26 protein-coding genes and 2 tRNA genes are annotated in these 23,398 nt (G+C 63.2%); 12 read left to right on the top strand and 16 right to left on the bottom strand.

Annotation, left to right across the window (positions count from 1 at the left end):
• Positions 1–41: 41 nt before the first annotated feature.
• Positions 42–127 (bottom strand) — tRNA-Leu (locus MRY75_RS16175).
• Between the two features lie 122 nt (positions 128–249).
• On the opposite strand from MRY75_RS16175, the gene MRY75_RS16180 reads away from it, so the two are divergent.
• Together MRY75_RS16180 and MRY75_RS16185 are read left to right on the top strand one after the other, a co-directional pair.
• A complete protein-coding gene (locus tag MRY75_RS16180) occupies positions 250–828 on the top strand; it encodes a YqaA family protein (RefSeq protein WP_292309039.1) in 579 nt (192 codons plus the stop codon).
• Positions 829–848: 20 nt separating this feature from the next.
• Complete coding sequence (locus MRY75_RS16185) at positions 849–1,292, top strand: disulfide bond formation protein B (RefSeq protein WP_292309040.1); 444 nt, start codon at positions 849–851, stop codon at positions 1,290–1,292.
• Here MRY75_RS16185 and MRY75_RS16190 read toward each other — a convergent pair.
• Positions 1,289–1,717: an Lrp/AsnC family transcriptional regulator gene (locus tag MRY75_RS16190; protein WP_292309041.1), complete on the bottom strand. Its 429-nt coding sequence runs from the start codon at positions 1,715–1,717 to the stop codon at positions 1,289–1,291. The genes MRY75_RS16185 and MRY75_RS16190 overlap by 4 nt on opposite strands.
• 124 nt (positions 1,718–1,841) lie before the next feature.
• Between MRY75_RS16190 and rocF the strand changes: the two genes are divergently transcribed.
• Entirely contained in the window at positions 1,842–2,768 is a 927-nt protein-coding gene (gene rocF / locus MRY75_RS16195) for an arginase (protein ID WP_292309042.1), read from the top strand.
• Between the two features lie 10 nt (positions 2,769–2,778).
• Positions 2,779–3,822 (top strand): ornithine cyclodeaminase, encoded by a 1,044-nt coding sequence (locus MRY75_RS16200; RefSeq protein WP_292309043.1) that lies wholly within the window; start codon positions 2,779–2,781, stop codon positions 3,820–3,822.
• 79 nt (positions 3,823–3,901) lie between these two features.
• On the opposite strand, the gene MRY75_RS16205 is transcribed toward MRY75_RS16200, so the two are convergent.
• The 5 genes from MRY75_RS16205 to purC all read right to left on the bottom strand — a co-directional run bounded on the left by MRY75_RS16205 (position 3,902) and on the right by purC (position 8,821).
• Entirely contained in the window at positions 3,902–5,236 is a 1,335-nt protein-coding gene (locus tag MRY75_RS16205) for a sigma-54 dependent transcriptional regulator (protein WP_292309044.1), read from the bottom strand.
• Between the two features lie 5 nt (positions 5,237–5,241).
• Positions 5,242–6,999, bottom strand: coding sequence for an ATP-binding protein (locus MRY75_RS16210; protein WP_292309045.1), 1,758 nt, complete (start codon positions 6,997–6,999; stop codon positions 5,242–5,244).
• Positions 7,000–7,072: 73 nt separating this feature from the next.
• Complete coding sequence (gene purQ, locus MRY75_RS16215) at positions 7,073–7,741, bottom strand: phosphoribosylformylglycinamidine synthase subunit PurQ (RefSeq protein WP_292309046.1); 669 nt, start codon at positions 7,739–7,741, stop codon at positions 7,073–7,075.
• Complete coding sequence (purS, locus tag MRY75_RS16220) at positions 7,741–7,971, bottom strand: phosphoribosylformylglycinamidine synthase subunit PurS (RefSeq protein ID WP_292309047.1); 231 nt, start codon at positions 7,969–7,971, stop codon at positions 7,741–7,743. Before purS ends, purQ begins: the two co-directional genes overlap by 1 nt.
• An 88-nt stretch (positions 7,972–8,059) precedes the next feature.
• Positions 8,060–8,821, bottom strand: coding sequence for a phosphoribosylaminoimidazolesuccinocarboxamide synthase (gene purC, locus MRY75_RS16225; RefSeq protein WP_292309048.1), 762 nt, complete (start codon positions 8,819–8,821; stop codon positions 8,060–8,062).
• A gap of 196 nt (positions 8,822–9,017) precedes the next feature.
• Between purC and MRY75_RS16230 the strand changes: the two genes are divergently transcribed.
• The 4 genes from MRY75_RS16230 (at position 9,018) to MRY75_RS16245 (ending at position 12,343) form a co-directional block, all read left to right on the top strand.
• Positions 9,018–9,332 carry a DUF1476 domain-containing protein gene (locus MRY75_RS16230; RefSeq protein ID WP_292309049.1) on the top strand — a complete coding sequence of 105 codons (315 nt, stop codon included), beginning with the start codon at positions 9,018–9,020 and terminating at the stop codon, positions 9,330–9,332.
• Positions 9,333–9,407: 75 nt separating this feature from the next.
• On the top strand, positions 9,408–10,067 hold the full coding sequence (locus tag MRY75_RS16235; RefSeq protein ID WP_292309050.1) for a histidine phosphatase family protein: 660 nt from the start codon (positions 9,408–9,410) through the stop codon (positions 10,065–10,067).
• Between the two features lie 96 nt (positions 10,068–10,163).
• Positions 10,164–11,216, top strand: coding sequence for a saccharopine dehydrogenase (locus MRY75_RS16240; protein WP_292309051.1), 1,053 nt, complete (start codon positions 10,164–10,166; stop codon positions 11,214–11,216).
• Positions 11,213–12,343 carry a saccharopine dehydrogenase family protein gene (locus tag MRY75_RS16245; RefSeq protein WP_292309052.1) on the top strand — a complete coding sequence of 377 codons (1,131 nt, stop codon included), beginning with the start codon at positions 11,213–11,215 and terminating at the stop codon, positions 12,341–12,343. The genes MRY75_RS16240 and MRY75_RS16245 overlap by 4 nt, the downstream gene beginning before the upstream one ends.
• A gap of 96 nt (positions 12,344–12,439) precedes the next feature.
• On the opposite strand, the gene purB is transcribed toward MRY75_RS16245, so the two are convergent.
• Complete coding sequence (gene purB / locus MRY75_RS16250; RefSeq protein WP_292309053.1) at positions 12,440–13,744, bottom strand: adenylosuccinate lyase; 1,305 nt, start codon at positions 13,742–13,744, stop codon at positions 12,440–12,442.
• A 128-nt stretch (positions 13,745–13,872) separates the two neighbouring features.
• Here purB and MRY75_RS16255 point away from each other — a divergent pair, with 128 nt between their 5' ends.
• From MRY75_RS16255 to MRY75_RS16265, 3 genes are all read left to right on the top strand, one after another.
• Complete coding sequence (locus MRY75_RS16255) at positions 13,873–14,301, top strand: DUF6314 family protein (protein WP_292309054.1); 429 nt, start codon at positions 13,873–13,875, stop codon at positions 14,299–14,301.
• Positions 14,302–14,369: 68 nt separating this feature from the next.
• On the top strand, positions 14,370–14,528 hold the full coding sequence (locus tag MRY75_RS16260; protein ID WP_292309055.1) for a carbohydrate-binding module family 14 protein: 159 nt from the start codon (positions 14,370–14,372) through the stop codon (positions 14,526–14,528).
• 208 nt (positions 14,529–14,736) lie between these two features.
• Complete coding sequence (locus MRY75_RS16265) at positions 14,737–15,801, top strand: FliG C-terminal domain-containing protein (protein ID WP_292309056.1); 1,065 nt, start codon at positions 14,737–14,739, stop codon at positions 15,799–15,801.
• Here the strand turns inward: MRY75_RS16265 and MRY75_RS16270 are convergent.
• The 8 genes from MRY75_RS16270 to MRY75_RS16305 form a co-directional block, all read right to left on the bottom strand.
• On the bottom strand, positions 15,798–16,901 hold the full coding sequence (locus MRY75_RS16270) for an ABC transporter ATP-binding protein (protein ID WP_292309057.1): 1,104 nt from the start codon (positions 16,899–16,901) through the stop codon (positions 15,798–15,800). The two genes, MRY75_RS16265 and MRY75_RS16270, sit on opposite strands and share 4 nt — an antisense overlap.
• Positions 16,902–16,981: 80 nt before the next feature.
• Positions 16,982–18,247 (bottom strand): glutamate-5-semialdehyde dehydrogenase, encoded by a 1,266-nt coding sequence (locus tag MRY75_RS16275; protein ID WP_292309058.1) that lies wholly within the window; start codon positions 18,245–18,247, stop codon positions 16,982–16,984.
• A 54-nt stretch (positions 18,248–18,301) separates the two neighbouring features.
• On the bottom strand, positions 18,302–19,408 hold the full coding sequence (gene proB / locus MRY75_RS16280; RefSeq protein WP_292309059.1) for a glutamate 5-kinase: 1,107 nt from the start codon (positions 19,406–19,408) through the stop codon (positions 18,302–18,304).
• Positions 19,396–20,430, bottom strand: coding sequence for a GTPase ObgE (gene obgE, locus MRY75_RS16285; protein ID WP_292309060.1), 1,035 nt, complete (start codon positions 20,428–20,430; stop codon positions 19,396–19,398). The genes proB and obgE overlap by 13 nt, the downstream gene beginning before the upstream one ends.
• 53 nt (positions 20,431–20,483) lie before the next feature.
• Entirely contained in the window at positions 20,484–21,029 is a 546-nt protein-coding gene (locus MRY75_RS16290) for a GNAT family N-acetyltransferase (protein WP_292309061.1), read from the bottom strand.
• A gap of 109 nt (positions 21,030–21,138) precedes the next feature.
• The gene (gene rpmA, locus MRY75_RS16295; RefSeq protein WP_292309062.1) at positions 21,139–21,408 is read right to left on the bottom strand and encodes a 50S ribosomal protein L27; all 270 of its coding nucleotides are present in this window, start codon (positions 21,406–21,408) and stop codon (positions 21,139–21,141) included.
• 13 nt (positions 21,409–21,421) lie between these two features.
• The gene (locus MRY75_RS16300; protein ID WP_292309063.1) at positions 21,422–22,066 is read right to left on the bottom strand and encodes a 50S ribosomal protein L21; all 645 of its coding nucleotides are present in this window, start codon (positions 22,064–22,066) and stop codon (positions 21,422–21,424) included.
• 190 nt (positions 22,067–22,256) lie between these two features.
• Positions 22,257–23,078: a DUF2059 domain-containing protein gene (locus tag MRY75_RS16305; protein ID WP_292309064.1), complete on the bottom strand. Its 822-nt coding sequence runs from the start codon at positions 23,076–23,078 to the stop codon at positions 22,257–22,259.
• A gap of 148 nt (positions 23,079–23,226) precedes the next feature.
• Here MRY75_RS16305 and MRY75_RS16310 point away from each other — a divergent pair.
• A tRNA-Ser gene (locus tag MRY75_RS16310) sits at positions 23,227–23,316 on the top strand.
• The last annotated feature ends 82 nt before the right edge of the window (positions 23,317–23,398 follow it).

The following is a 23,398-nucleotide window of genomic DNA, read 5'->3' on the forward strand; positions in this document are numbered from 1 at the left end:
AGGTGACGGGCCGCACGGGTCGGGACACAGGTTTGATGAGGTGGTGCCCAAGGCGAGACTCGAACTCGCACGCTGTTGCCAGCGGGGGATTTTGAATCCCCTGCGTCTACCATTCCGCCACTTGGGCCACGCGCAATCCCTATCCAAGCTGATGGACGTCGTCCAGCGCAAAAACGCAATTGCGCGCGTCGGGCTTGACCGCTCTGCCGCCGCGTGGTCTTAGCCCGGCAATGCCTTGCGGAGCCCGTCATGTTGCAGCGTCTTTATCAGTGGACGATGTCCCTGGCCGACCATCCTCGCGCCCTCTGGGTGCTGGCCATCGTGGCCTTTGTCGAAAGCTCGGTGTTCCCGATCCCGCCCGATGTGTTGATGATCCCGATGATCCTTGCACGGCCATCGCGGGCGTGGCTGATCGCACTGGTGGCGACGGTCTCATCGGTGCTGGGGGGCATGCTGGGCTATACCATCGGATATTTCTTTTATGAGAGCATCGGCCAACCGATCCTGACGGCTCTGGGCAAGGCGGACTCGATGGTCGAATTCAACGACCGTTTCAACGGCGTGGGCTTCTGGGCGGTGTTGATCGCCGGGGTCACGCCATTCCCCTACAAGGTGATCACCATCATGTCCGGCTGGACGGCGATGCCGCTGACAACTTTTGTTGTCACATCCGTGATCGCGCGGGCCTTGCGCTTTTTCGTCGTCGCAGGTTTGTTGCGCGCATTCGGCGAGCCGGTCCGGACGTTCATCGAAAAGCGCCTGGGCCTTGTCTTTACCCTCTTCGTCGTCATCCTGATCGGAGGCTTCTACGTGGTGAGGTTCCTGTGACTCTGGATCGAAGAGCCTTGATGCTGCTCGCGGCGGGTGGGTCTTTGGCGCTGATGCTGGGGGCCTTCGCGTTCCAGTATATCGGCGGGTTGCCGCCCTGCAAATTGTGCATCTGGCAACGCTATCCGCATGTGGTGGCCATCGGGATCGGTCTGATCGCCCTGCGGTTTGGCAATGCAGCCTTGGCGTGGCTGGGCGCTCTGGCGGCGTTCGCCACGGCGGCCGTCGGGGCCTACCACACCGGGGTCGAACGCGGCTGGTGGGAAGGTCCGACCACCTGCACTTCGGGCCCGATCGGGGGGCTGTCGACGGACGAGCTCTTTGATCAGATCATGAACGCGCCGCTCGTGCGCTGTGACGAGGTGCCGTGGCAGATGCTCGGCCTGTCCATGGCCAGCTGGAACATGGTGATTTCGCTGATCCTTGTGGGGCTATGGATCGCAGCGGCACGGCGTCCGGCCTAAGCACCGCTTTTTCGGGTCGACAGCAGCAGCGAGGTCTCGGACTGAGACACCCCGTCGAACCGGCGGATGCGGGACAGAACGTCGTCCAGAGCCTCCAGTGTTTCGGTGCCAAGCTCCGCGATCACATCCCAGCGCCCATTGGTGGAATGCAGCGCCCGCACTTCCGGCAAGGCGGTCAACTGGCGAAGCACGCGGTCGGTGCCGCGCCCCTCGATCCCGATCATCATCAGCGCGCGCACCGGGTCCTGTGCGACGTCGTCTTTGAGGACGACGGTGAAGCCCACCACATCCCCTGACGCCTGCAAGCGGTCGAGCCGCGACCGCACGGTGGCGCGGGACAGGTTCAGCGTGGTGGCCAGATCGGACACCGACGCACGCCCGTTATGGCGAAGGATCGAGATCAGTTTCTTGTCGGTGCTGTCCATAGTGATCGTAGAACTTGCCATTTTGGTAAATTGTATCCCGAATTGATCACTTTGACCAGTTCTAGATTGCCCGGATTGTGTCCTATACCGCGATCAAAGCTTCCCTTGGATCATGAGGACAGGAATGACGCAGTCACAGAACATTGTATTGGTCGGCGCGCCGCTGGATTGCGGCAAGGCCCGCAAGGGCTGCCTGATGGGCCCGGATGCCTATCGCACCGCCGGCATCGCCCGCGCTCTGACGGCACTGGGGCACAGCGTGACCGATCTGGGGAATGTCGCGCCAGATGCCAATGACATCCCCGAACGCGACGGTCTGGTGAACCTGTCGGAAACCATCGGCTGGACCACTGCCCTGATGCGCACCGCGCAGGAGGCGATCCAGCAAGGTTTGCCGATCTTCATGGGCGGTGATCACGCGCTGTCGCTGGGCACGGTGCCCGGCGTTGCCGCTCATGCCGCGCAGGACGGGCGTCCGCAATTCGTGCTCTGGCTCGACGCGCATAGCGATTTCAACACTTTGGAGACCACCGCATCGGGTAATCTGCATGGCACGCCGCTGGCCTATGCCACGGGGCAAAGCGGATTTGACGGCTTCCCTGCCCTGCCCGCCATCGTGCCGCCCAGCCAGACCTGCATCATCGGCTTGCGGTCCGTCGATCTGCCGGAACGTGAGTTGATGGCTGACACCGGCGTGCGCGGCTACGACATGCGCGCCATCGACGAATCCGGTGTGGCGGCGTTGCTGAGGCCGTTCCTCGAGGATGTCGCCAAGGCGGGTGGCGCGCTGCATGTGTCGCTCGACGTGGACTTCATCGACCCGGCCTATGCGCCTGCCGTGGGCACCACCGTGCCCGGTGGTGCGACAGTGCGCGAGGCGCATCTGGTGATGGAGATGCTGTGTGACAGCGGGCTGATGACCTCACTTGATCTGGTGGAACTGAACCCCATGCTTGATGAGCGTGGTCGCACGGCGCAGCTGATGGTCGATCTTGCCGCCTCGGCGCTGGGGCGTCGCATCTTCGACCGCCCCACCCCGCGCATGATCTGAGGAGGCCGCCATGCAACCGTCAGACAAGGCTCTGGTACCCTTCGTGTCGGTCGACCACATGATGCAGCTTGTGCATCGCGTGGGGCTTGCCGAGATGATCCGCCGGATCGCGAAGGCCATCGAAGAGGATTTCCGCCGCTGGGAAAGCTTCGACAAGACACCTCGTGTCGCGGCCCACAGCCCGGTGGGTGTGATCGAATTGATGCCCACGGCAAACGACACGCTTTATGCGTTCAAATACGTGAATGGGCATCCCAAGAACACGTCCGAAGGGCTGCAGACCGTCACCGCCTTCGGGCTGCTGGCGGATATGGATACGGGATATCCGGTTCTGCTGTCCGAGATGACCCTGCTCACGGCGCTGCGCACCGCGGCAATGTCGGCGGTGGCGGCCAAGTACCTCGCGCCCAAGGGGGCGACGACGATGGCGATGATCGGCAACGGCGCGCAGGCAGAATTCCAGAGCATCGCCATGCAGGCGATCTGCGGGATCGACACGGTCCGGCTATTTGACAAGGACCCGGCGGCAACGGTGAAATGCGCCGGGAACCTTGCTGGAACGGGCCTGACCATCGTCGCCTGCACCAGCGCGGAAGAGGCCATCGAGGGCGCACAGATCCTGACCACCTGCACGGCCGACAAGCAATACGCGACGATCCTGACCGACAACATGGTTGGCAGCGGCGTGCACATCAACGCCATCGGTGGCGACTGTCCGGGCAAGACGGAACTGGCCCCGGCGATCCTGCACCGGTCGTCGATCTTTGTGGAATACCCGCCGCAGACGCGGATCGAAGGCGAGATCCAGCAGTTGGAGACGGACCATCCGGTGACGGAGCTGTGGCAGGTCATGACCGGAGCAGTCCAGGGTCGCCGCGATGCGCGGGAAATTACGCTGTTCGACAGCGTGGGGTTTGCGATCGAGGATTTCTCGGCGCTGCGGGTGGTGCATGATCTGACGCGCGAGACCGGGCTGAACCTGCCGCTCGACCTGCTGGCCGATCCGGACGATCCGCGTGATCTTTACGGGATGCTGATGCGTGCCGCTGGATGATCTGCGAAGGCTTTTCGAAAAGCCTTCGCAACGCGGTTTCGAAACCGCGTGACAAGCGCCTTCGAAGGCGCTTGTCCGCCTAAAGGTAATCCGACCGCTGCAGACCGTACTTGGCCATCTTCTCGTTCAGGGTCCGGCGCGGCAGGCACAGCTCTTCCATCACCGACGCAATCGACCCGCGATGGCGGCGCATTGTGTTGTCGATCAGCATCCGCTCGAACGCCTCGACATATTCCTTGAGAGGCTTGCCCTCGGTCGTCATCACCGGCTGCATCTCGTCGTGGTCGGACATCAGCAGCGACGCGATGGTGCCTGTCCCCCGGCGCGATTGCAGCACCGCGCGTTCGGCAAGATTGATCAGCTGGCGCACATTGCCGGGCCACGGGGCCTGCAGCAGTTGCGCGGCCTCCTGCGCGCTGACCTGCGGTGCGTCGCAGCCGTATTCATCGGCGAACTGATCGGCCAGAGCGGTGAAGAGCGTCAGAATGTCCTCACCCCGGTTGCGCAGCGGCGGTGCGGTGATCTTGAGCGCGGCCAGCCGGTAGTAGAGATCGGGGCGCAGCGCGTCTTCGCAGGTGCGGCCCTCGTCCTGAAGATTGCAGATCGCGACGATGCGGGTTTCCGGCGGCGTGCCTTGATCGTTGATCATGGTGAGCAGACGCGCCTGCGCCGCGTCCGACAGCGCCTCGATGTCTTCAAGCACCAGCGTTCCGCCCCGTGCCTCTTCAACGGCGGGCAGTCGGTTGTCTTCCGGCATCATCGGGCCGAACAGACGCCGGATGAGGGAATCCTCGTCCATTGCGGCGCAGGAGATCAGAACGAATTTCTTGCCCGCGCGGCTGCCCACCGCGTGCAGCGCATGGGCCACAAGTGTCTTGCCGGTGCCGGTTTCGCCGTCGATCAGCACATGCCCATCAGCCTGTCCCAGATCGAGAATGTCTTCGCGCAGGCGCTCCATCGCGGGGCTGGTGCCGATCAGCTTGCGCATCATCTGCGTGCCGTCCCCCAACTCGCGGCGCAGCGCCCGGTTGTCGAGCGTCAGGCGGCGCGCATTGGTGGCCTTCTTGGCAAGGTCCGACATGCGATCCGGGTTGAAGGGTTTTTCCAGGAAGTCGAACGCCCCGATCCGCATCGCTTCGACCGCCATGGGCACATCGCCGTGCCCGGTGATCATGATGACAGGCAACGCGCTGTCCGAGCCCATCAGCTTGCGCAGAAGCTGGATGCCGTCCATTCCGGGCATCTTGATGTCCGAGATCACGATCCCCGGATAATCCGCGCCCACCGCCCCAAGCGCCTCTTCGGCACTGGCGAAGGTTTCGGTGTCATAGCCCGACAGTGCCAGCCACTGGCTGATCGACTGGCGCATGTCCTTCTCGTCATCGACAATGGCAATCTTCATGGCTTTTCCCATGGGGGTCACTCCGCCGCCTGCGTTTGGTCATTCAAGATCGGCAACTGCATTTCGAACACCGCCCCGCCTTCTTCGGCGTTGCGGGCCAGCAGCCGCCCGCCAAGGTCGTTGACGATCCCCGAGGAAATGGCAAGCCCCAGCCCCACACCGTCGCCCGGCTGCTTGGTGGTGTAGAAGGGCTCGAACAGCGCATCGAGATCCTCGATCCCGTGCCCGTTGTCGCGGATGGTCAGGGTGGCCGTCTCACCGCTGGCGAGGATGATCTCAAGCTGTGGGTCCGACACCGCCTTGGTCGCATCGAGCGCGTTGCGCAGCAGGTTCACCATCACCTGCTCGATGCGCATCCGGTCGCCCATGACCAGCACCTTGTCCTCGGGCAGGATCTTGGTGATCTTGACCTTGCGGGATTTCAGCTGCGGCTCCATCATCGACAGGCTGGAGGCCAGCGCATCACCCATGTTCACAGGGGAAAACGCCTCTTGGCCCTTGCGCGCATAGCTTTTGAGTTGGCGCGTGATGCCACCCATCCGTTCGATCAGATCGTCGATCCGACTGAATGCGGCCAGCGCCTCTTCGGCGCGGTTGCGGCGCATCAGAAGCTTGGCTCCGGCAAGATAGGTTTTCATCGCTGCGAGGGGCTGGTTCAGCTCGTGGCTGACCGCTGCCGACATCTCGCCCAAAGCCGCGAGTTTCGAACTTTGTGCCAGCGTCTGTTCCGCAACGGCAAGGGTTTCCTGCACCCGCTCGCGTTCGGCGATTTCCCGCTGCAGCCGCTGGTTCAATGCGCGAAGCTCTGCCGACTCGCGCTGGAAGAGCGCCATGCGCAGCGCCGTCTTGCGGCTGAGCGCATAAAAGGCGAGCGCCATCAGAATCGCGAATCCCATGATCTCGAGCGCCAGAACCGCATTCACCCGTTCGCGCACGCTGGCATAGGTGGTGAAGGACACCATGTTCCAACCCCGAAACGGGATGCGTCCTTCGATCCGCATCACGGCCTCGCCCTGAAAGTAGGCGTCGGCCGGAAGCGCCGTCCAATCGGCGGTGGCGCGGATCGCGCGTTCGATGGCGCTGTCTGCGGGTTCGCGTTCCAGCGCCGTGGCCACGGTCTGGCCCCGCCATCGGGGTTCGGTCGCGAGGATGATCTCGCCTTCGCTGTTGGTCACCAGAACCGCGTCGGAAATCCCCGCCCAGGCGCGTTCGAACTTGGCCAGATCCACCTCGACCACGATCACGCCGATGGATTGCCCCTGGCTTTCTATGCGGCGGGAATAGCTGAAATTGTAGCTGCCCACTTCCTGCCGCTGCGACGTGAAAACCGTTGCGTTCGATCGCAGCGCCTCGACGAAATAGGCTTGGCTGCGGTGCTGTTCGCCCAGCCGTTCGCGGTTGGTGGCAGCAACTGTGCGACCGTCGCGGTCAAGCAGCATGAGAGAGGCCGCACCGATCTCGTCGACGAACGAAATCAGGCGCTGCGAGCTTTGCGAGAAATCACCCGAGTTCAGCGCTCCGATCAGCGCCGGATCGCGGGCCAGAAGCTGCGGCACGATGGCGTTGCGGCGCAGCTCGGACACGAGGTTGCCGGAGTACAGCGCCAGGCGCAGCTCCGCGCGGTTGCGGGTGCTTTCGGTGAAGCGGTCCGTAAGGAAGCGGTTCGTGACGAACACCGTGGCGACGGCCACAGCGGTCAGAAGGATGAGGGCGACGCGGACCCGCCAGGACAGGGAGCCTGTCCGGGGGGCGTGTCGCGTCAATGAAGTGCCCATGGCCATTGCGCCAAGATATGCAAATACAGACCGCCTCTCAAGCGGCGCCGCGTCACGCCTGCGTCAACCGGCGTCAAGCCGCCGCAAGCGCTCCGGCAATGCTGGCGAACATGGCTTTGCCATCGGTGCCGCCGTGCTTTTCATCCGCTGCCCGTTCGGGATGCGGCATCATCCCAAGCACGCGACGATTGCCCGACAGGATGCCCGCGATATCCGCCGTGGACCCGTTGGGATTGTCGGCGTATCGGAAGGCGATCCGGTCCTCGGCACTCAGCTGGGCCACGACCTCGTCCGACGCGATGTAGTTGCCATCGTGATGGGCGATGGGGATGTCGATCTGCTGACCTGCCTGATACCCGCTGGTGAAAACACTGTCGGCCGTGCCGACGGTCAGAGGCACGGTCCTGCAAATGAATTTCAGACCGGCATTGCGCAGAAGCGCGCCCGGCAGAAGCCCGGTTTCGGTCAGCACCTGAAAGCCGTTGCAGATCCCCAGGACAAACCCGCCCCGCTCGGCGTGCGCCTTGACCTCGGCACAGATCGGGGAATTGGCAGCAATGGCACCGCAGCGCAGGTAATCGCCGAAGGAAAACCCGCCAGGGATGCCGACGATGTCGATCCCGGACGGCAACGCGGTGTCCTTGTGCCAGACCATCTCGACCTGGCAGCCGGCATCGCGGAAGGCCACGGCCATGTCCCGGTCGCAATTCGAGCCGGGGAAGACGATAACCGCGGCGCGCATCAGTGCAGCTCGATCTGGTAGCTTTCGATCACCGTGTTGGCGAGCAGCTTTTCGCACATCTCGCGCACGGTGTCCTCGGTCGTGCCGTCGGCCAGATCGAGTTCGATCACCTTGCCCTGACGCACCTGCCCGACACCGTCGAAGCCCAGCCCACCAAGCGCATGGCGCACGGCCTCGCCCTGCGGGTCCAGAACCCCGTCCTTCAGCATCACATGCACACGTGCCTTCATGATAGTCTCCGATTTGTCCGGGGGAGTGCCCCTGCCCCCGTCGTCTCATTCCAAATACGCAGTCTCACGCCCGTCGCCGGACGCCGTGTCAGTTGATCAGCTTCGGCTTTTCCATCGGTGTCGCGTTCTGCGGCATCACGCCCAGGCGCCGGGCCACCTCGGTATAGGCATCCGTCAGGTTGCCCAGATCGCGGCGGAACACGTCCTTGTCGAGCTTGCGGCCGGTCTCGATGTCCCAGAGGCGGCAGCTGTCGGGGCTGATTTCATCCGCAACGACGAGGCGCTGGTAATCGCCGTCATAGACGCGGCCGATCTCGATCTTGAAATCGACAAGCTTGATTCCGACGCCATACATGAGGCCCGACATGAAATCATTGACCCGCAGCGCGAGGCTCAGGATATCGTCCATGTCCTGCTGGCTGGCCCAGCCGAAAGCGGCGATGTGCTCTTCGGTGACCAGCGGATCGCCCAGCTTGTCATCCTTGTAGCAGTATTCGACGATGGGGCGCGGCAGCGGCGTGCCCTCTTCGATGCCCAGACGCTTGGCCATGGTGCCAGCGGCAAAATTGCGCACGATGACCTCGAGCGGGATGATCTCGCACTGGCGCACCAGCTGCTCGCGCATGTTCAACCGCTTGAGGAAGTGTGTCGGCACCCCGATGGAGTTGAGACCCAGCATGAAGAACTCGCTCAGGCGGTTGTTCAGCACGCCTTTGCCGTCGATCACGTCGCGCTTTTCTGCGTTGAACGCGGTCGCATCGTCCTTGAAATACTGGACGATTGTCCCCGGCTCGGGGCCTTCGTAAAGAATCTTGGCTTTGCCTTCGTAAATCTTCTTGCGACGGGCCATGTGGGGTCTTTCTGTGAATGCGCCAAGGGCACGAATGCGGAATGCGTCTTGCCGTCGTCCCGAGGGGAAAACGGCGTTGTTCGAGTGCCTCTTAGTGCATGCCGGACCGTGCCGCAAGCAACGCACGCACTTGAACCGCCCGTCGCGTCGGGCCATACCAGAGCCAACCGCAAACACATCTCCGGGAGAACCCCTCATGTCGACCTTCGATGATCGTGAAAACGCCTTTGAGAACAAGTACGCCCATGACGCGGAAATGCAGTTCAAGGCCGAAGCGCGCCGCAACAAACTGCTGGGTCTTTGGGCCGCAGGCCTGATGGGCAAATCCGGCGACGAAGCTGCCGAGTATGCCAAGGAAGTGGTCAAGGCCGATTTCGAGGAAGCCGGTCACGAGGACGTCGTGCGCAAGGTGTCCGGCGATCTGGGCGGCAAGGCCAGTGACGACGAGATTCGCGCGAAGATGGCCGAGCTGCTGATCGAGGCCAAGGCGCAGATCATGAACGAAGTCTGATCGGTCGGATCAGGCACGCGACGCGCCCGCCTGCCGGGCGCGTTTTCTTTTTTGAACTGCGAAGGTCGTAGCCGCATGTCGCACATCGTTCTGGTCCGCCACGGACAGGCCAACACCGCTGCCCGCGACGAAGGGGGCTATGATCGCCTGAGTCCGCTCGGGCATCAGCAAGCCGGTTGGCTGGGCGCACATTTCCGCCAGCGCGGCGATGTGTTTGCGCATGTCTGGACCGGGACTCTGCGGCGGCATGTGGAAACCGCGGACGGCATCGCGGCTGAGACGCCCGGCCCGATAACCCGTGACGAACGGTTGAACGAGTTGGAGTATTTCACCCTGTCGCAGCTTCTTGCAGAGCAGCACGGCATCACGCTGCCCAGCGATCGGGAGGGGTTTGTCGAGCACCTGCCCTGCCTGTTCCGGCATTGGCAGGAGGGCAAGCTCGAAGGCGCACCGGAGCGGTTCGATCATTTCGAAGCCCGCGTGCGCGACGTGCTGGAAGACATCAGCGCCCTGCCCGGCCGGTCCCTCGTGGTGACATCGGGCGGGCTGATCGGGATGGCGATGCGCCTGACGCTTGGGCTCGACATGACGGCTTTCAGCCATGTGTGCCTGTCGATCCAGAACACGTCGGTCAGCGCATGGCTGCCGATGGGAGGCAAATTGGCACTGACCCAGTTCAATGCCCTGCCGCATCTGGACACGCCGGACCGGCTGTTTGCCCAGACGCATATCTGAGCGCATTCGACGGAACGGCCCAAAGAAGCACGGGACAGGGCTTTTGTCTGCCATCCGCGCTGGCTAGGCTGCGGCGAGTCGGAATGAGGGGATAGCATGACCCATCTCTGGGTGCGCGCGGAAAGCCGCGAAAACGAAGAACGGGTGGGCATTCTGCCCGACGGGGTGGCGGCGCTGATCGCGCAGGGAATGACCGTCACGGTCGAAGACAGCCCGACCCGCGTGATCCCGATAGCCGAGTATGACGCGGCGGGCGCGCAGATCGCGCCGGAGGGAAGCTGGGTCGATGCGCCGGAGGATGCCGTTGTTTTCGGGTTAAAGGAATTACCGGATAATGGGTCACCCCTGCGTCACCGACACATCATGTTCGGTCATGCCTACAAGGGGCAACCCGCAGGACAGCGGCTGCTGGCACGGTTCAAGGCCGGGGGCGGCACGCTCTATGACCTCGAATACCTGGAAGATCCCGATGGGCGCCGCGTTGCCGCCTTTGGCTATTGGGCGGGCTATGCCGGTGCGGCCGTGTCCCTTCTGGCCTATGCGGCGCAACGGGCGGGCACGCCCTGCCCCCCGGTCGACACATGGCCCTCGTCTGCCGCGATGCGGGACGACGTGAAGGCGGCGTTGGCGGGTGCCACCCCCAAGGCCCTTGTGATCGGTGCGCTGGGACGTGTGGGGACCGGGGCCACCGACCTCTGCGAAGCGGTCGGACTGTCGGTCACGAAATGGGACATGGCCGAAACCGCCCATGGTGGCCCATTCCCGGAAGTTCTTGATCACGAACTGTTTTTCAACTGCATCCTTGCCCGTCCCGGCACACCGGTCTTTGTGCCAGAGGACAGCTGCGACCGCGCCCGGGCGCTGTCTGTCATCGGCGACATCGCCTGCGATCCGGACAGCGATTTCTCTCCGATCAAGGTCTACGATCACGTGACAAGCTGGGCTGCGCCGGTCACGCGGGTGTGCGAGGACCCGCCGCTTGATGTCATGGCCATCGACAATCTGCCCTCGCTGATGCCGCGGGAGTCCTCGGAAGACTTCGCCGCGCAGCTTCTGCCGCATCTCAAGACACTTGGCGCCATCGACGAGGACGTCTGGGGGCGCGCGAAGACCTATTTCGACACGCATATCCGGAAGGTGACAACATGACGATCCATTGGTGTGGCACGGGCCTGTCCTCGGTCCCCGGCCTGCGGCGGCTGATCCAGAACGGCCATGCGGTGACGGTGTGGAACCGGACACTGGACAAGGCCAAGGCGGCGGTGGGCGACCTGACCGAAGACATTCATGCGTTTGAGCCGTCGGCGCTTGCCGCCAGGCTGAGCGCGGGGGACGTGATCGTGTCGATGCTGCCCGGCGACTGGCATGTGCAACTCGCGCAGATGGCCATCGACCACGGCGCGCATTTCGTGTCGTCCTCCTATATCGCGCCCGAGATGCGCGCGCTGGATACGGCGGCCAAACAGGCGGGTGTGGTGCTGGTCAACGAGGTGGGGCTGGATCCCGGGATCGACCATCTGATGGCCCATCATCTCGTTACGGATTACCGCAAGAGCGCCGCGTATGATCCTGAAAATGTTATCTCTTTCAAATCCTATTGCGGCGGCGTACCGAAGGTCGCCAACGCGTTCCGCTACAAGTTCAGCTGGGCGCCTGTCGGGGTTCTGAAAGCGCTGCGCTCTCCGTCGCGGTCGATCCGGCACTATACCGAGCTTGAGGTCAAACGCCCTTGGGATGCGATCACGCGCTACGACGCGCCGCTGCCGCAACCCGAGGCGTTCGAGGTCTATCCCAACCGCGACAGCCTGCCCTTCATGGCCGATTACCGGTTCGAGCCGACATGGAAAGTCAAGGAATTCGTCCGGGGCACCCTGCGCCTGAACGGCTGGGCGGATGCCTGGGCCGACATCTTCGCCGAGGTGGGCACCGCCAGCGATGACCGTCTGGCCGAAATGGCGGCAGAGCTGCTGGAGAAGAACGCCTACGGGCCGGACGAGGCCGACCGGGTGGTGCTGTGCGTTGACCTGCTGGCCGAGAAAGAGGGCCGTCCGGTCTGGCACAAGACCTATGTGATGGATGCCTGGGGCGATGCGCGCGGAACGGCGATGGCGCGGCTGGTGTCGGTGCCGGTGTCGCTGGCCATCGAAGCGGTGCTCAACCGCGAGATTCCACCGGGGGTCAGCCCTGCCCCGCATGATCCCAAACTGGTCGAGCGCTGGCTGGACGAGGTCCAGACGCTGGCGCAGCACCTGATGGTTGTGGATCATCTGAAATAGGCGGCAAGGCGCTTCGAAGCGCCTTCGCCACGTCCTTGCGACAGGACGTAAGAAAGCGGCTTCGAAGCCGCTTTCTTCAAGCCCGTTCGAGCGGGCTTACTCGCCGAACACCCGGGCGAAGATCGTGTCCACGTGCTTGGTGTGATAGCCGAGGTCGAATTTCTCTTCGATCTCCTCGGCGCTCAGCGCCTTGCGCACATCCGCATCGTTCAGCAGCTCTTCCTTGAAATCGGTCCGGTGTTCCCAGACCTTGAGCGCATTCCGCTGCACGAAGGTATAGGCATCCTCGCGGCTCACCCCTGCTTGGGTCAACGCCAGAAGCACACGCTGCGACATCACGAGACCCGGAAACTTGTTCATGTTTTCCAGCATGTTTTCGGGGAAAACCAGCATCTTGTCGATCACACCGGTCAGACGGGCCAGCGCGAAATCGAGCGTAATCGTGGCATCCGGTCCGATCATCCGCTCGACCGAGGAATGCGAAATATCGCGTTCATGCCAGAGCGCCACGTTCTCCATCGCGGGAATCACGGCGGAGCGCACCATGCGGGCAAGACCCGTCAGGTTCTCGGTCAGCACCGGGTTCTTCTTGTGCGGCATCGCCGACGAGCCCTTCTGGCCCATCGAGAAGAACTCCGCCCCTTCCAGCACCTCGGTGCGCTGCATGTGGCGGATCTCGATGGCGACGTTTTCGATGCTGCTCGCGATCACGCCGAGCGTGGCAAAGAAGGCCGCATGCCGGTCGCGCGGGATCACCTGCGTACTGATCGGCTCGGGTACCAGACCCAGCTTTTCGCAGACATGCTCTTCGACGCGGGGGTCGATATTGGCGAAGGTGCCGACGGCACCGGAAATCGCGCCCGTGGCGATCTCGGCGCGGGCGTCGCGCATCCGGCTCAGGTTGCGGTCCATCTCGGCGTAGAAGCGGGCAAAGGTCAGACCCATCGTCGTGGGTTCGGCATGGATGCCGTGCGAACGGCCGATGCGCACCGTGTCCTTGTGCTCGAAGGCGCGGCGCTTGAGCGCGGCCAGCAGGCCTTCGAGGTCCTTGATCAGGATGTCCGAGGCGCGGACAAGCTGCACGTTGAAGCAGGTGTCGAGCACGTCCGACGACGTCATGCCCTGATGCACGAAGCGCGCCTCTTCCGATCCCACATGTTCGGCCAGATGGGTCAGGAAGGCGATCACGTCATGCTTGGTCACCGCCTCGATCTCGTCGATGCGGGCCACGTCGAATTCGACATCCTTGGCTTTCCAGACCGCTTCGGCATTCTCGCGCGGGATCACACCCAGATCGGCCATCGCATCGCAGGCATGGGCCTCGATCTCGTACCAGATGCGGAACTTGGTGGCGGGTTCCCAGATCGACACCATCTCGGGGCGGGAATAGCGGGGGATCATGAACGCGATCCTTTCATCGGTTGACTTGCGGAAATCTGGCGCCCTCCTAGACTGCCGACCGGAGCGCGACAAGAGAGGCCAACCTGAATGAGACGCTTTGCCCTGACCGATTGCACTCGGGCCATATCATGATCGTTGCAACGGCCCCGACGCTGTCGGAGTTCGAGGGACGCTGGCAGATCGACCGACGGATCCGCGACCATCTGGCAGGCACCACCGGGCAATTCGAGGGCACCGCCGTCTTTCGCCCCGATGGCGATGGGCTGGCCTATCATGAAACCGGACACCTGCATCTGCCGGGCCACGCGCCCTTTCTTGCCGAGCGCCGGTATCGCTGGCGCGAAGACGGCGGCAGGCTGACGGTCGAATTCGAGGACGGGCGCTTCTTTCACAGCTTTGGCAGCGCGGATCGGGCCGCGTCGCATTGGTGTGATCCGGACACCTATATCGTACACTACGATTTCGACGGCTGGCCGATCTGGCAGGCCAAGTGGGAGGTATCCGGCCCTCGCAAAGCCTATGAAATGATCAGCGTCTACCGGCCTCTGAGCGCCTGAGCATCTAACATTTTGCCAAATGCAGAAGCCATGCTACCTTTCGGACGTTCACAACAGGAGACTGACTGATGACCATCAAGACACTTCTGACTACTCTCGCACTGACCCTCGCTTCGGCGACGGCGGGGCTTGCAGCCTGCTCCGGCCACGAAGAAACCGCCATGACCTGTGCCGCAGGCACCGTCTATGACGCGGACACGAACACCTGCAAGGTCGTGAGCGGCTGAGACACACGCGTCTCATTCTGACCTGAGGACGGCCGGCATGGCCGTCTTTTCTTTTTGGCCCACGCGCCACGGGGCACCAATCTGACGGAGACCCGACCTTGCGCGCCGCCGTCCAGATGTTCTTGCTCGCGACTGCGCCGACCAAACCTGCTGACGCTTTGTTAAACTTCCCCGCCTAATCCTTCGCATGCAGCAAGGAGAGCGGCCCATGACACAATTGACCCCGATTGCCAGACCCGCAGCGGACCGTGCCGTGGCGGCCCCGTCCACGCGTCTGTCGCGCCGGGCCAAGGCCGCCATCATCGTGCAATTCATGCTCAAGGAAGGCGCCAATGTCCCGCTGACGGCTCTGCCCGAGGACCTGCAGATCCAGCTGACGCAGCTCTTGGGCGAAATGCGATATATCGACCGCGACACGATGCATGCCGTGATCGCCGAATTCACCGAAGAGCTGGAGTCGATCGGGCTGTCGTTTCCGGGGGACATGGCCGGGGCTCTGTCCGCGCTCGACGGCAAGATCAGCGCTCAGACCGCCGCCCGCCTGCGGAAGGAAGCAGGTGTGCAGCAGATGGGCGATCCGTGGAAACGCCTTGCGGATTTGCCAGTGGCCCGACTCAAGACCTTTGTCACCTCCGAATCGACCCAGGTCTCGGCTGTGATGGTGGCAAAGCTCGACGTGGGAAAGGCGGCGGAGTTGCTCAGCGCACTGCCCGGCGATATGGCGCGCCGCATCACCTACGCGATGTCCATGACCGACGCCGTCACCCCCGACGCGGTGGAGCGTATTGGCCTGAGCCTCGCGGCGCAGCTCGATTCGGAACCGCCCAAGGCGTTCCGCGCACAGCCGTCGGAACGGGTCGGCGCCATCCTCAACTTCTCGCGCGCAGCCACGCGCGACAGTCTGCTGACAGCGCTGGACGAGGACGACAAAGGCTTCGCGGAACAGGTCCGAAAATCCATCTTCACCTTCGCCCACATCCCCGACAGACTGAACGCCATCGACGTTCCGAAGATCACCCGTGATGTGGATCAGGACACGCTGGCCCGCGTCATCGCCGGTGCCATCGCCGAGGTCGACCGACGCAGTGTCGATTTCATTTTGTCGAACATGTCCAAACGGTTGTCCGACGCTCTTCGCGAACTGTCTGAGGAGTTGGGAGACGTCAGGCCAAAAGATGCCGAAAGCGCCATGAGCAGCGTGGTGAAAGCGATCCGCGCGATGGCAGACAGTGGCGAAATCACTCTCACGACACCGCCGGAAAGCGAAGATTAGGTCCGGATGACAGACCCGCTGTCCTTGCGGAACACGAAACACCGGTCGCGCCGCACGGTCAGCCACATCACAGTCCCGGGCTTCGGCAGAAACACGTTCGGAACCGTGGCGCGAATGATGCTCTGGTCATAGTCCATCCGGAATTCCACGAGGCTTTCCGAGCCCATGAAGCGTGCGCGTTCCACCACACCGCGCGCAGGTGTGCCAGCGAGGGGCGTCGGGTTTGGCCCGCGCCCGTGACGGTCGAAGTCTATGCCCACATGCTGGGGCCGGAACACGATCTCGACCTGCCCGCCATCCGGCACACCGGGGGCCAGGAATTGCCCGAACGGTGTATCGGTCAGCGCGCCGCGCACCGTGCCGGTCAGCAGGTTGATGTCGGAAAAGAACGCAACCGCCGCCTTGTCGGCGGGCGCGTTGTAGATGTTATAGGGCGCCCCGCGCTGCACGATCTTGCCGTCGCGCATCAGCGCGATCTCGTCGGCCATGCGCATCGCCTCTTCCGGTTCATGTGTGACCAGAAGAACCGAAGTGCCTTCGTCCTTCAGCAAGGCAAGAGTCTCGTCACGGATGCCATCGCGCAAACGGTTGTCGAGACCGGAAAACGGCTCGTCCATCAGCATGATCGACGGGCGCGGCGCAATCGCGCGGGCCAGGGCGACGCGCTGCTGTTCCCCACCAGACAGCTGATGCGGATATTCGTTGATGTAGTGTGACAGCCCCACCCGTTCGAGCAACTCTCCCACACGGGGCAGCTTGTCCTTGCGCGATCCGGTCAGACCGAAGCCCACATTGTCCCCCACGGTGAGGTGCGGGAAAAGCGCAAAATCCTGAAAGATCAGACCGATGGACCGCCGTTCCGGGGGCACGCGATAGACCGTATCGCAGATCAGGTTGCCATCCACATGGATCGTGCCGCTGGTCTGCATATCCACACCCGCGATGATGCGCAGAGTCGTGGATTTCCCGCACCCGGATGGACCGAGCAGGCAGGTCACATGGCCCGGCTGGATTGCCAGGGACACGTCATCCACCACGCGCTTGCCGTCATAGTCGCGCACGATGTTGCGGATCTCGAGCCGGGGATGGGTGCCGGTCACTGCTGCCTCACGAGTTTTCCGAGTAAAAGTATCGGATTAGCTCATGTCAGGTAGCAGCCCCTGTCATGCTTCACAAGCCCTCAGGTCCGCGTCGTGCCGTCGCCCACCACGATGTATTTGAAGCTGGTCAACTGTTCGGCGCCCACCGGGCCACGCGCATGCATCTTGCCGGTGGCGATCCCAATCTCGGCCCCCATGCCGAACTCGCCCCCATCCGCGAACTGGGTCGAGGCGTTGCGCATCAGGATGGCGCTGTCGATGCGTTCGAAGAATTTGTCGGCCGCGGCATCGTCTTCGGTCAGGATGCAGTCGGTGTGGTTGGAGCTGTAGGCGTTGATGTGGTCGATGGCCGCGTCGAGATCGTCGACGACCTTGGCGGCGATGATGCTGTCGAGATATTCGCACCCCCAATCCGCGTCTGTCGCGGCGACGGTGCCTTCGATGGCCCGCAGGGTGTCATCTGCGCGCACTTCGACCTCGGCCTTGAGCAACGCCCGAATGACGCCCTGCCCGATCGTGTCGACCACATCCTTGTGGATGAGAAGGCACTCGGCCGCGCCGCAGATTCCGGTGCGCCGGGTCTTGGCGTTCAGGATCACGTTCAGCGATTTGACGGGGTCCGCATCCTTGTCGACGTAGATGTGCACGATGCCTTCGAGATGGGCAAACACCGGCACGCGGGCTTCGCGCTGCACAAGGCCGACAAGACCCTTGCCGCCACGGGGCACGATCACGTCGATATAATCGGTCATTGCCAGCATCTCGCTGACCGCCGCGCGGTCGCGTGTCGGAACCAGTTGGATGGAGTCTTCCGCCAGCCCCGCCTTGACCACGCCGTCAACAAGGCAGGCGTGAATGGCACCTGAAGAATGGAAGCTTTCCGAACCGCCCCGCAGGATCACCGCATTGCCGGCCTTGAGGCACAGCGCACCCGCATCGGCCGTCACGTTGGGCCGGGATTCGTAGATCACCCCGACAACCCCCAGCGGCGTGCGCACGCGCTTGATGTGCAGCCCGGACGGGCGGTCCCATTCCGTCATCACGGCACCGACTGGATCGGTCTGTTCGGCAACCGCGCGCAGGCCGTCCACGATGCCGCGAATGCGGTCCTCGTTCAGCAGCAGCCGATCCATCATCGCGTCGCTCAGGCCCTTGTCGCGACCATACTCAAGGTCCTTCGCATTGGCCTCGATGATGGCCGCGCGGTTCTTCCAGACCGCCTCTGCCGCGCCGATGAGCGCCGCGTGTTTGCGTTCCGCCGAGGCAAACGCCAGTTCGCGTGCCGCTGCCTTGGCGCGTGCGCCGATATCCTGCATGAGGGCGGGGATGTCTGTGAGGTCTTTCATCGGGAGAACCTTTGCGGAAGTCGGAAGTACATATTTTTGAAAAGAAGACGCTGCTCAGATCGCCATATCATCACGGTGTATTACCACGGCACGACCCGGGTAGCCCAGAATTTCCTCGATCTCGGCCGAGTTGTGGCCTTTGATCGCCTGCGCTTCGGTCGCGGTGTAGCGGCTGAGCCCCATGCCCAATTCGCGCCCGGTGGCATCCCGGATGGTCACCGGATCGCCGCGACCAAAGCTGCCAGTGACGGCAACGATGCCCGGCGGCAGCAACGACGTGCCGCGCTGAAGCGCGCGGGCGGCACCATCGTCGATGGTCAGCGCACCCTGCGGTTTCATTGCGAGAATCCAGCGTTTGCGGGCCGCGTGCGGATCCATCAAGGGCGTGAACCATGTCGCGCGTGCCCCCTCTTCCAACCCTTTGAGCGGATGCAGGCGAGAGCCTTCGGTGATCGCCATGGCACAGCCCGACGCGGTCGCGGTCTTGGCCGCCATAAGCTTGGTCTTCATCCCGCCCTTGGACAGGCCCGAACCGGCATCGCCGGCCATCGCCTCGATCTCGGGGGTGATGGCGTCGATCACCGGGAAGTACTCGGCAGTCGGGTCAACATGCGGGTTGGCGCTGTAGAAGCCATCGACATCCGACAGCAACACCAATTGGTCCGCTCCCACGGTCGCGGCAACCTGCGCCGCAAGACGGTCATTGTCGCCATAGCGGATCTCGTCGGTGGCGACGGTGTCATTCTCGTTGACGATCGGGATCACGCCAAAGCCGATCAGGGTTTCCAGCGTGGCACGGCTGTTGAGATAGCGGCGACGGTCGGCGCTGTCTTCCAGCGTGACGAGCACCTGCGCGGTGGTCAGACCGTGCGGGTCAAGCACCTCTTCATAGGCGCGGGCGAGGCGGATTTGCCCGACAGCCGCCGCCGCCTGCGATTGCTCGAGCGGCAGTACTGTCAGCGGCAATCCCAGAACGCCCCGCCCAAGGGCGATGGAGCCAGAGGACACAAGGATCACATCCGTGCCGCGCGCCTTGATGCGGGCCACGTCTTCGGCCAGCGAAACCAGCCAGTCCCGGCGCAAGGTGCCCTTGGCCTTGTCGACCAGAAGCGCCGATCCGATTTTGACGACCAGTCGGCGCGCATCGCCTAGGGTTGCCACGGTTGGGTCTCCTCGGCCGCTTCTTCGCGCTTGCGGGTGATCTTCACATGTTTGCGCAGGGCGCGCAGCACGTCGGTCAGACCTTCCTTGGACACACCGGACATGAGCATCACACCGTGCCCGGCCACTCCCTCCAGCTCTTCCTTGAGGAAGGCGCGTTCCTCGTCGTCGAGCGCGTCGATCTTGTTGAGCACCGTCACGCGCGGCTTGTCCGCAAGGCCCGCGCCATAGGCTTCGATCTCGTCGATGATGGTCTGGTAATCCTCAAGCAAGGTGCCCGAGGTGCCATCGACCAGATGCAGCAGTGCGGCGCAGCGTTCGACATGGCCCAGGAACAGGTCGCCCAGCCCCCTGCCCTCATGCGCGCCTTCGATCAGGCCGGGGATGTCGGCGACGACAAATTCCGCGCCGTCCACCTCGACCACCCCAAGGTTGGGATGCAGCGTGGTGAACGGGTAATCCGCCACCTTGGGCCGCGCGTTGGATGTGGCGGCAAGGAACGTGGATTTCCCGGCATTGGGCAGACCCAGCAGACCCACATCCGCAATCAGCTTGAGCCGCAGCCAGAGCGTGCGTTCCACGCCCTCCTGCCCCGGATTGGCGCGGCGCGGGGCCTGGTTGGTCGAGGTCTTGAAGTGCAGGTTGCCCCAGCCGCCATTGCCGCCCTTGGCCAGCAAGACGCGCTGGCCCAGTTCGGTCATGTCGGCGATCACCGTTTCTTCGTCCTCGTCGAGGATCTCGGTGCCGACCGGCACTTTGAGCACGATGTCCGCGCCGTCAGCCCCGGTGCGCTGGCGCCCGGCACCGGAACGGCCATTGTCGGCAAAGAAATGCTGCTGGTAGCGAAAGTCGATAAGCGTGTTCAGCCCGTCGACCGCTTCGGCCCAGACATCGCCACCACAGCCGCCATCGCCGCCATCGGGGCCGCCGAATTCGATGAACTTTTCACGTCGGAAACTGACGCAGCCATTTCCACCCGCACCAGAGCGGACATAGACTTTGCAGAGGTCGAGGAACTTCATGTGTTAGCCTTTGAGCGAGCCTGTGCGCGGTCTATCCGGTTTGCAACCGCGCGTCAGCCCATACGTTTGAGATAGGTCCAGGTTTTGACCGTTGCGTTTCGGGCGACGGAGAAGGATTCCGCATCGCCGATATATTCAAAGCCGCAATGCGTCAGAACACGGGCCGAGGCCGGGTTGTCCTGAAACACGCTGGCAAACATCGTGGCGTTGCCCAGCGGGTTGGCCTTGACCAATGCTTCGACCGCCTCGGACGCGAGACCGGTGTTCCAGAACGGCGGTGCCACCCAGTAGCCGACTTCCGACTGGTTGCGATCCATCCGCTGGAGCGAAATGAGGCCCATGACCTCGGACCCGCCAGCAGCGGTGCCGTCGATGGCCCAGACATCTTCGTCCCGTTTGTCCGACAGGCTGCGATCCACATAGGCTTTCGCCGCACCTGGGGGCAACGGATGCGGGATCGAGGTTGTCATCGTCGCCACGCGTTTGTCGCTGGCGTAGTGTTCGATCAGCCCGACATCCGACGCCTGCAACGGTCGCAGGCAGAACCTGTCGGCCTGAACGACCGGCTGGTCGAACTCCACATTGGTCTCCACGTTCATCTGCTCTCTCCTCATCGCAGACATTGGACAGCCCCCCGTTTCAAAACGGAAGGGGGGACCGGCGATTTCGCCGATCCCCCCCAGATTTTACAAAACCCTTAAGGACGGCTTACTCCGCGGCCTCCGCCGTTGGCAGGACCGAAATAAAGGTGCGGCCCTTGAGGCCCTTGTGGAAGGTCACATTCCCGTCGACGGTTGCGAAGATCGTGTGATCCTTGCCCATGCCAACGCCTTCGCCCGGCCAGAACTTGGTGCCGCGCTGACGCACGATGATGTTTCCGGGGATCGCGGACTGGCCACCGTAGAGTTTGACGCCAAGACGGCGCCCGGCAGAGTCGCGACCGTTGCGGGATGAACCGCCTGCTTTTTTATGTGCCATTGGTCAGGTCTCCTTACTTCGATGCCAGTTCTTTGGCCTGTTCGATCCAGCCTTCACGCTCGATCCGGCCCTTGAACGACAGCTTTTCGCCGAATTCCTCGACGTCTGCGTCCGTCCATGCTGCGATCTGCGCAAAGCTTGTGATGCCCGCTTCGTGCAGTTTCTTCTCAAGCGCCGGGCCAACGCCGGACAGCAGCTTGAGATCGTCTGCGCCAGCAGCAGCTTTCGGCGCGGCAGCTTTTTCCGCCTTCGGAGCAGCGGCTTTCTTCGGTGCGGCGGCAGCAACAGCCACGCCAGCAACCGAGCCCGCGCCCACGGCAGCTTTCACGCCCGACTTGTCCGCGCCCGAGGCGAGGATGTCGAGAACACGCACCAGCGTCAGTTTCTGACGGTGGCCACGGGTCCGCTTGGAGCTGTGCTTGCGGCGGCGCTTGACGAAGTTGATGACCTTGTCGGCCTTCACCTGGTCCACAACCTCGGCCTGAACGGCAGCGCCGTCCACCAGAGGCGCGCCGAGGACGACCTTGTCGCCACCGAGCATCAGAATTTCATTGAACTGGACTTTCTCGCCTGCATCGGCTGCCAGCTTTTCGACACGCAGAATATCGCCCGACTGGACTTTGTACTGCTTGCCGCCGGTTTTCATCACCGCGAACATCGTGTTCTTCCTTTGTCACCCGCGTCCTGTGGCCCCGCCCTGCGGTGTTTGTGGGGTCATGCCCCGCCTCGAACAGCGTGCCCCGTCAGGGACATCGTTATCACCAAAAACAAAAGGCGGGACCGAAGCCCCGACTTTCGCGTGGGCGGCTTATGGAATCCCGCCGCCCGTTTGTCAACGCGTTTCGCGCCTAAAGCTCCTGCACCTGCATCGCGCGCGCCACGGCCATGCCAAGCGCATAGGAGATATCGTCATACATCCTGTTGAACCCGGCAAAAAGCGCCCGGTTCAACGCGCGGCCCGCCTCGGTTCGGGACAGTTCGGTATATTCTTCTACCACCCCGTCTTCGAGCGGACGATAGGCCATCAGCAGGAAGGCATAGACCCATTCACGCGTGTCGGCGCGGGTTTCCTCCTCGGCCGACCAGACCTCGGTCAGAATTTCGGATTCGCTCATCTGCAGCGCACCACCGTCGACCAATCCGAGATAGAACATGTAGTTGGCGTTGAGCGCGCCCACGAGGTTCGCCTCAACCAGATCATTCGTGTTCACGAAATCCGCAATCGCGGCGAGTGGTTCGGAAGCCGTCCCGTCGAGGTCGTTGAAGGCCGCGCGCGCCGCGTCCTCGATCTCCTGCTCGCGCATGGCGTTGCGCGCGCTGAGTTCGAGGCTGACGATCTGTTGCCCCGTCTCGGAGGTGAAGAAGGCCAGAAGCGGGTCGATCTCGGCATCGCCGAACTCTTCGGCAAAGACCTCCTGCACGGTGGCCAGCATACGGTCTTCATCATAAATACGCTCGACCGTGGCGCGCCAACCGGCGGTGCCCCCGCCGGGGATCATGTCTTCAGCCAGCGTGTCGCCGTAGGACATGCCCTCCTGCCGCATGATACTGACGATCTGCGGCACGCCAAGCGCGTCCAGAAGGTCATTTTTCGGGCTGGCCCATGCCGGCAGCGACCACAGGATCACTGCCGCTCCGGTTGCTGCCGTCCTCAACACTGCGCCGATCATTCCGACCCTCCTTGCCCGCATGGTCCACACCTATGCCGCGCGCCGCGCAATTCCAACCCGCAGGCATCATCACACTCGGCTGCATTTCGCGCGAAATAGAGGTTGCGCCTGCCTGACGCAGAAGCTAAACGGCGCTCCAGACCCCCGCGGAGAGGTGCCGGAGTGGTCGAACGGGGCGGTCTCGAAAACCGTTGTGGGCGCAAGTCCACCCAGGGTTCGAATCCCTGTCTCTCCGCCATTTCCCTTAAATGGCAACAGCTTCGATGGCGTCAGGCGCGCAGCCCGCGCATGAGGCTGGTTGCCAGGAACGCGATGGCCGC

It is taken from the genome of Marivita sp., from assembly GCF_022763305.1.
In the GTDB taxonomy this organism is placed as follows: domain Bacteria; phylum Pseudomonadota; class Alphaproteobacteria; order Rhodobacterales; family Rhodobacteraceae; genus Marivita.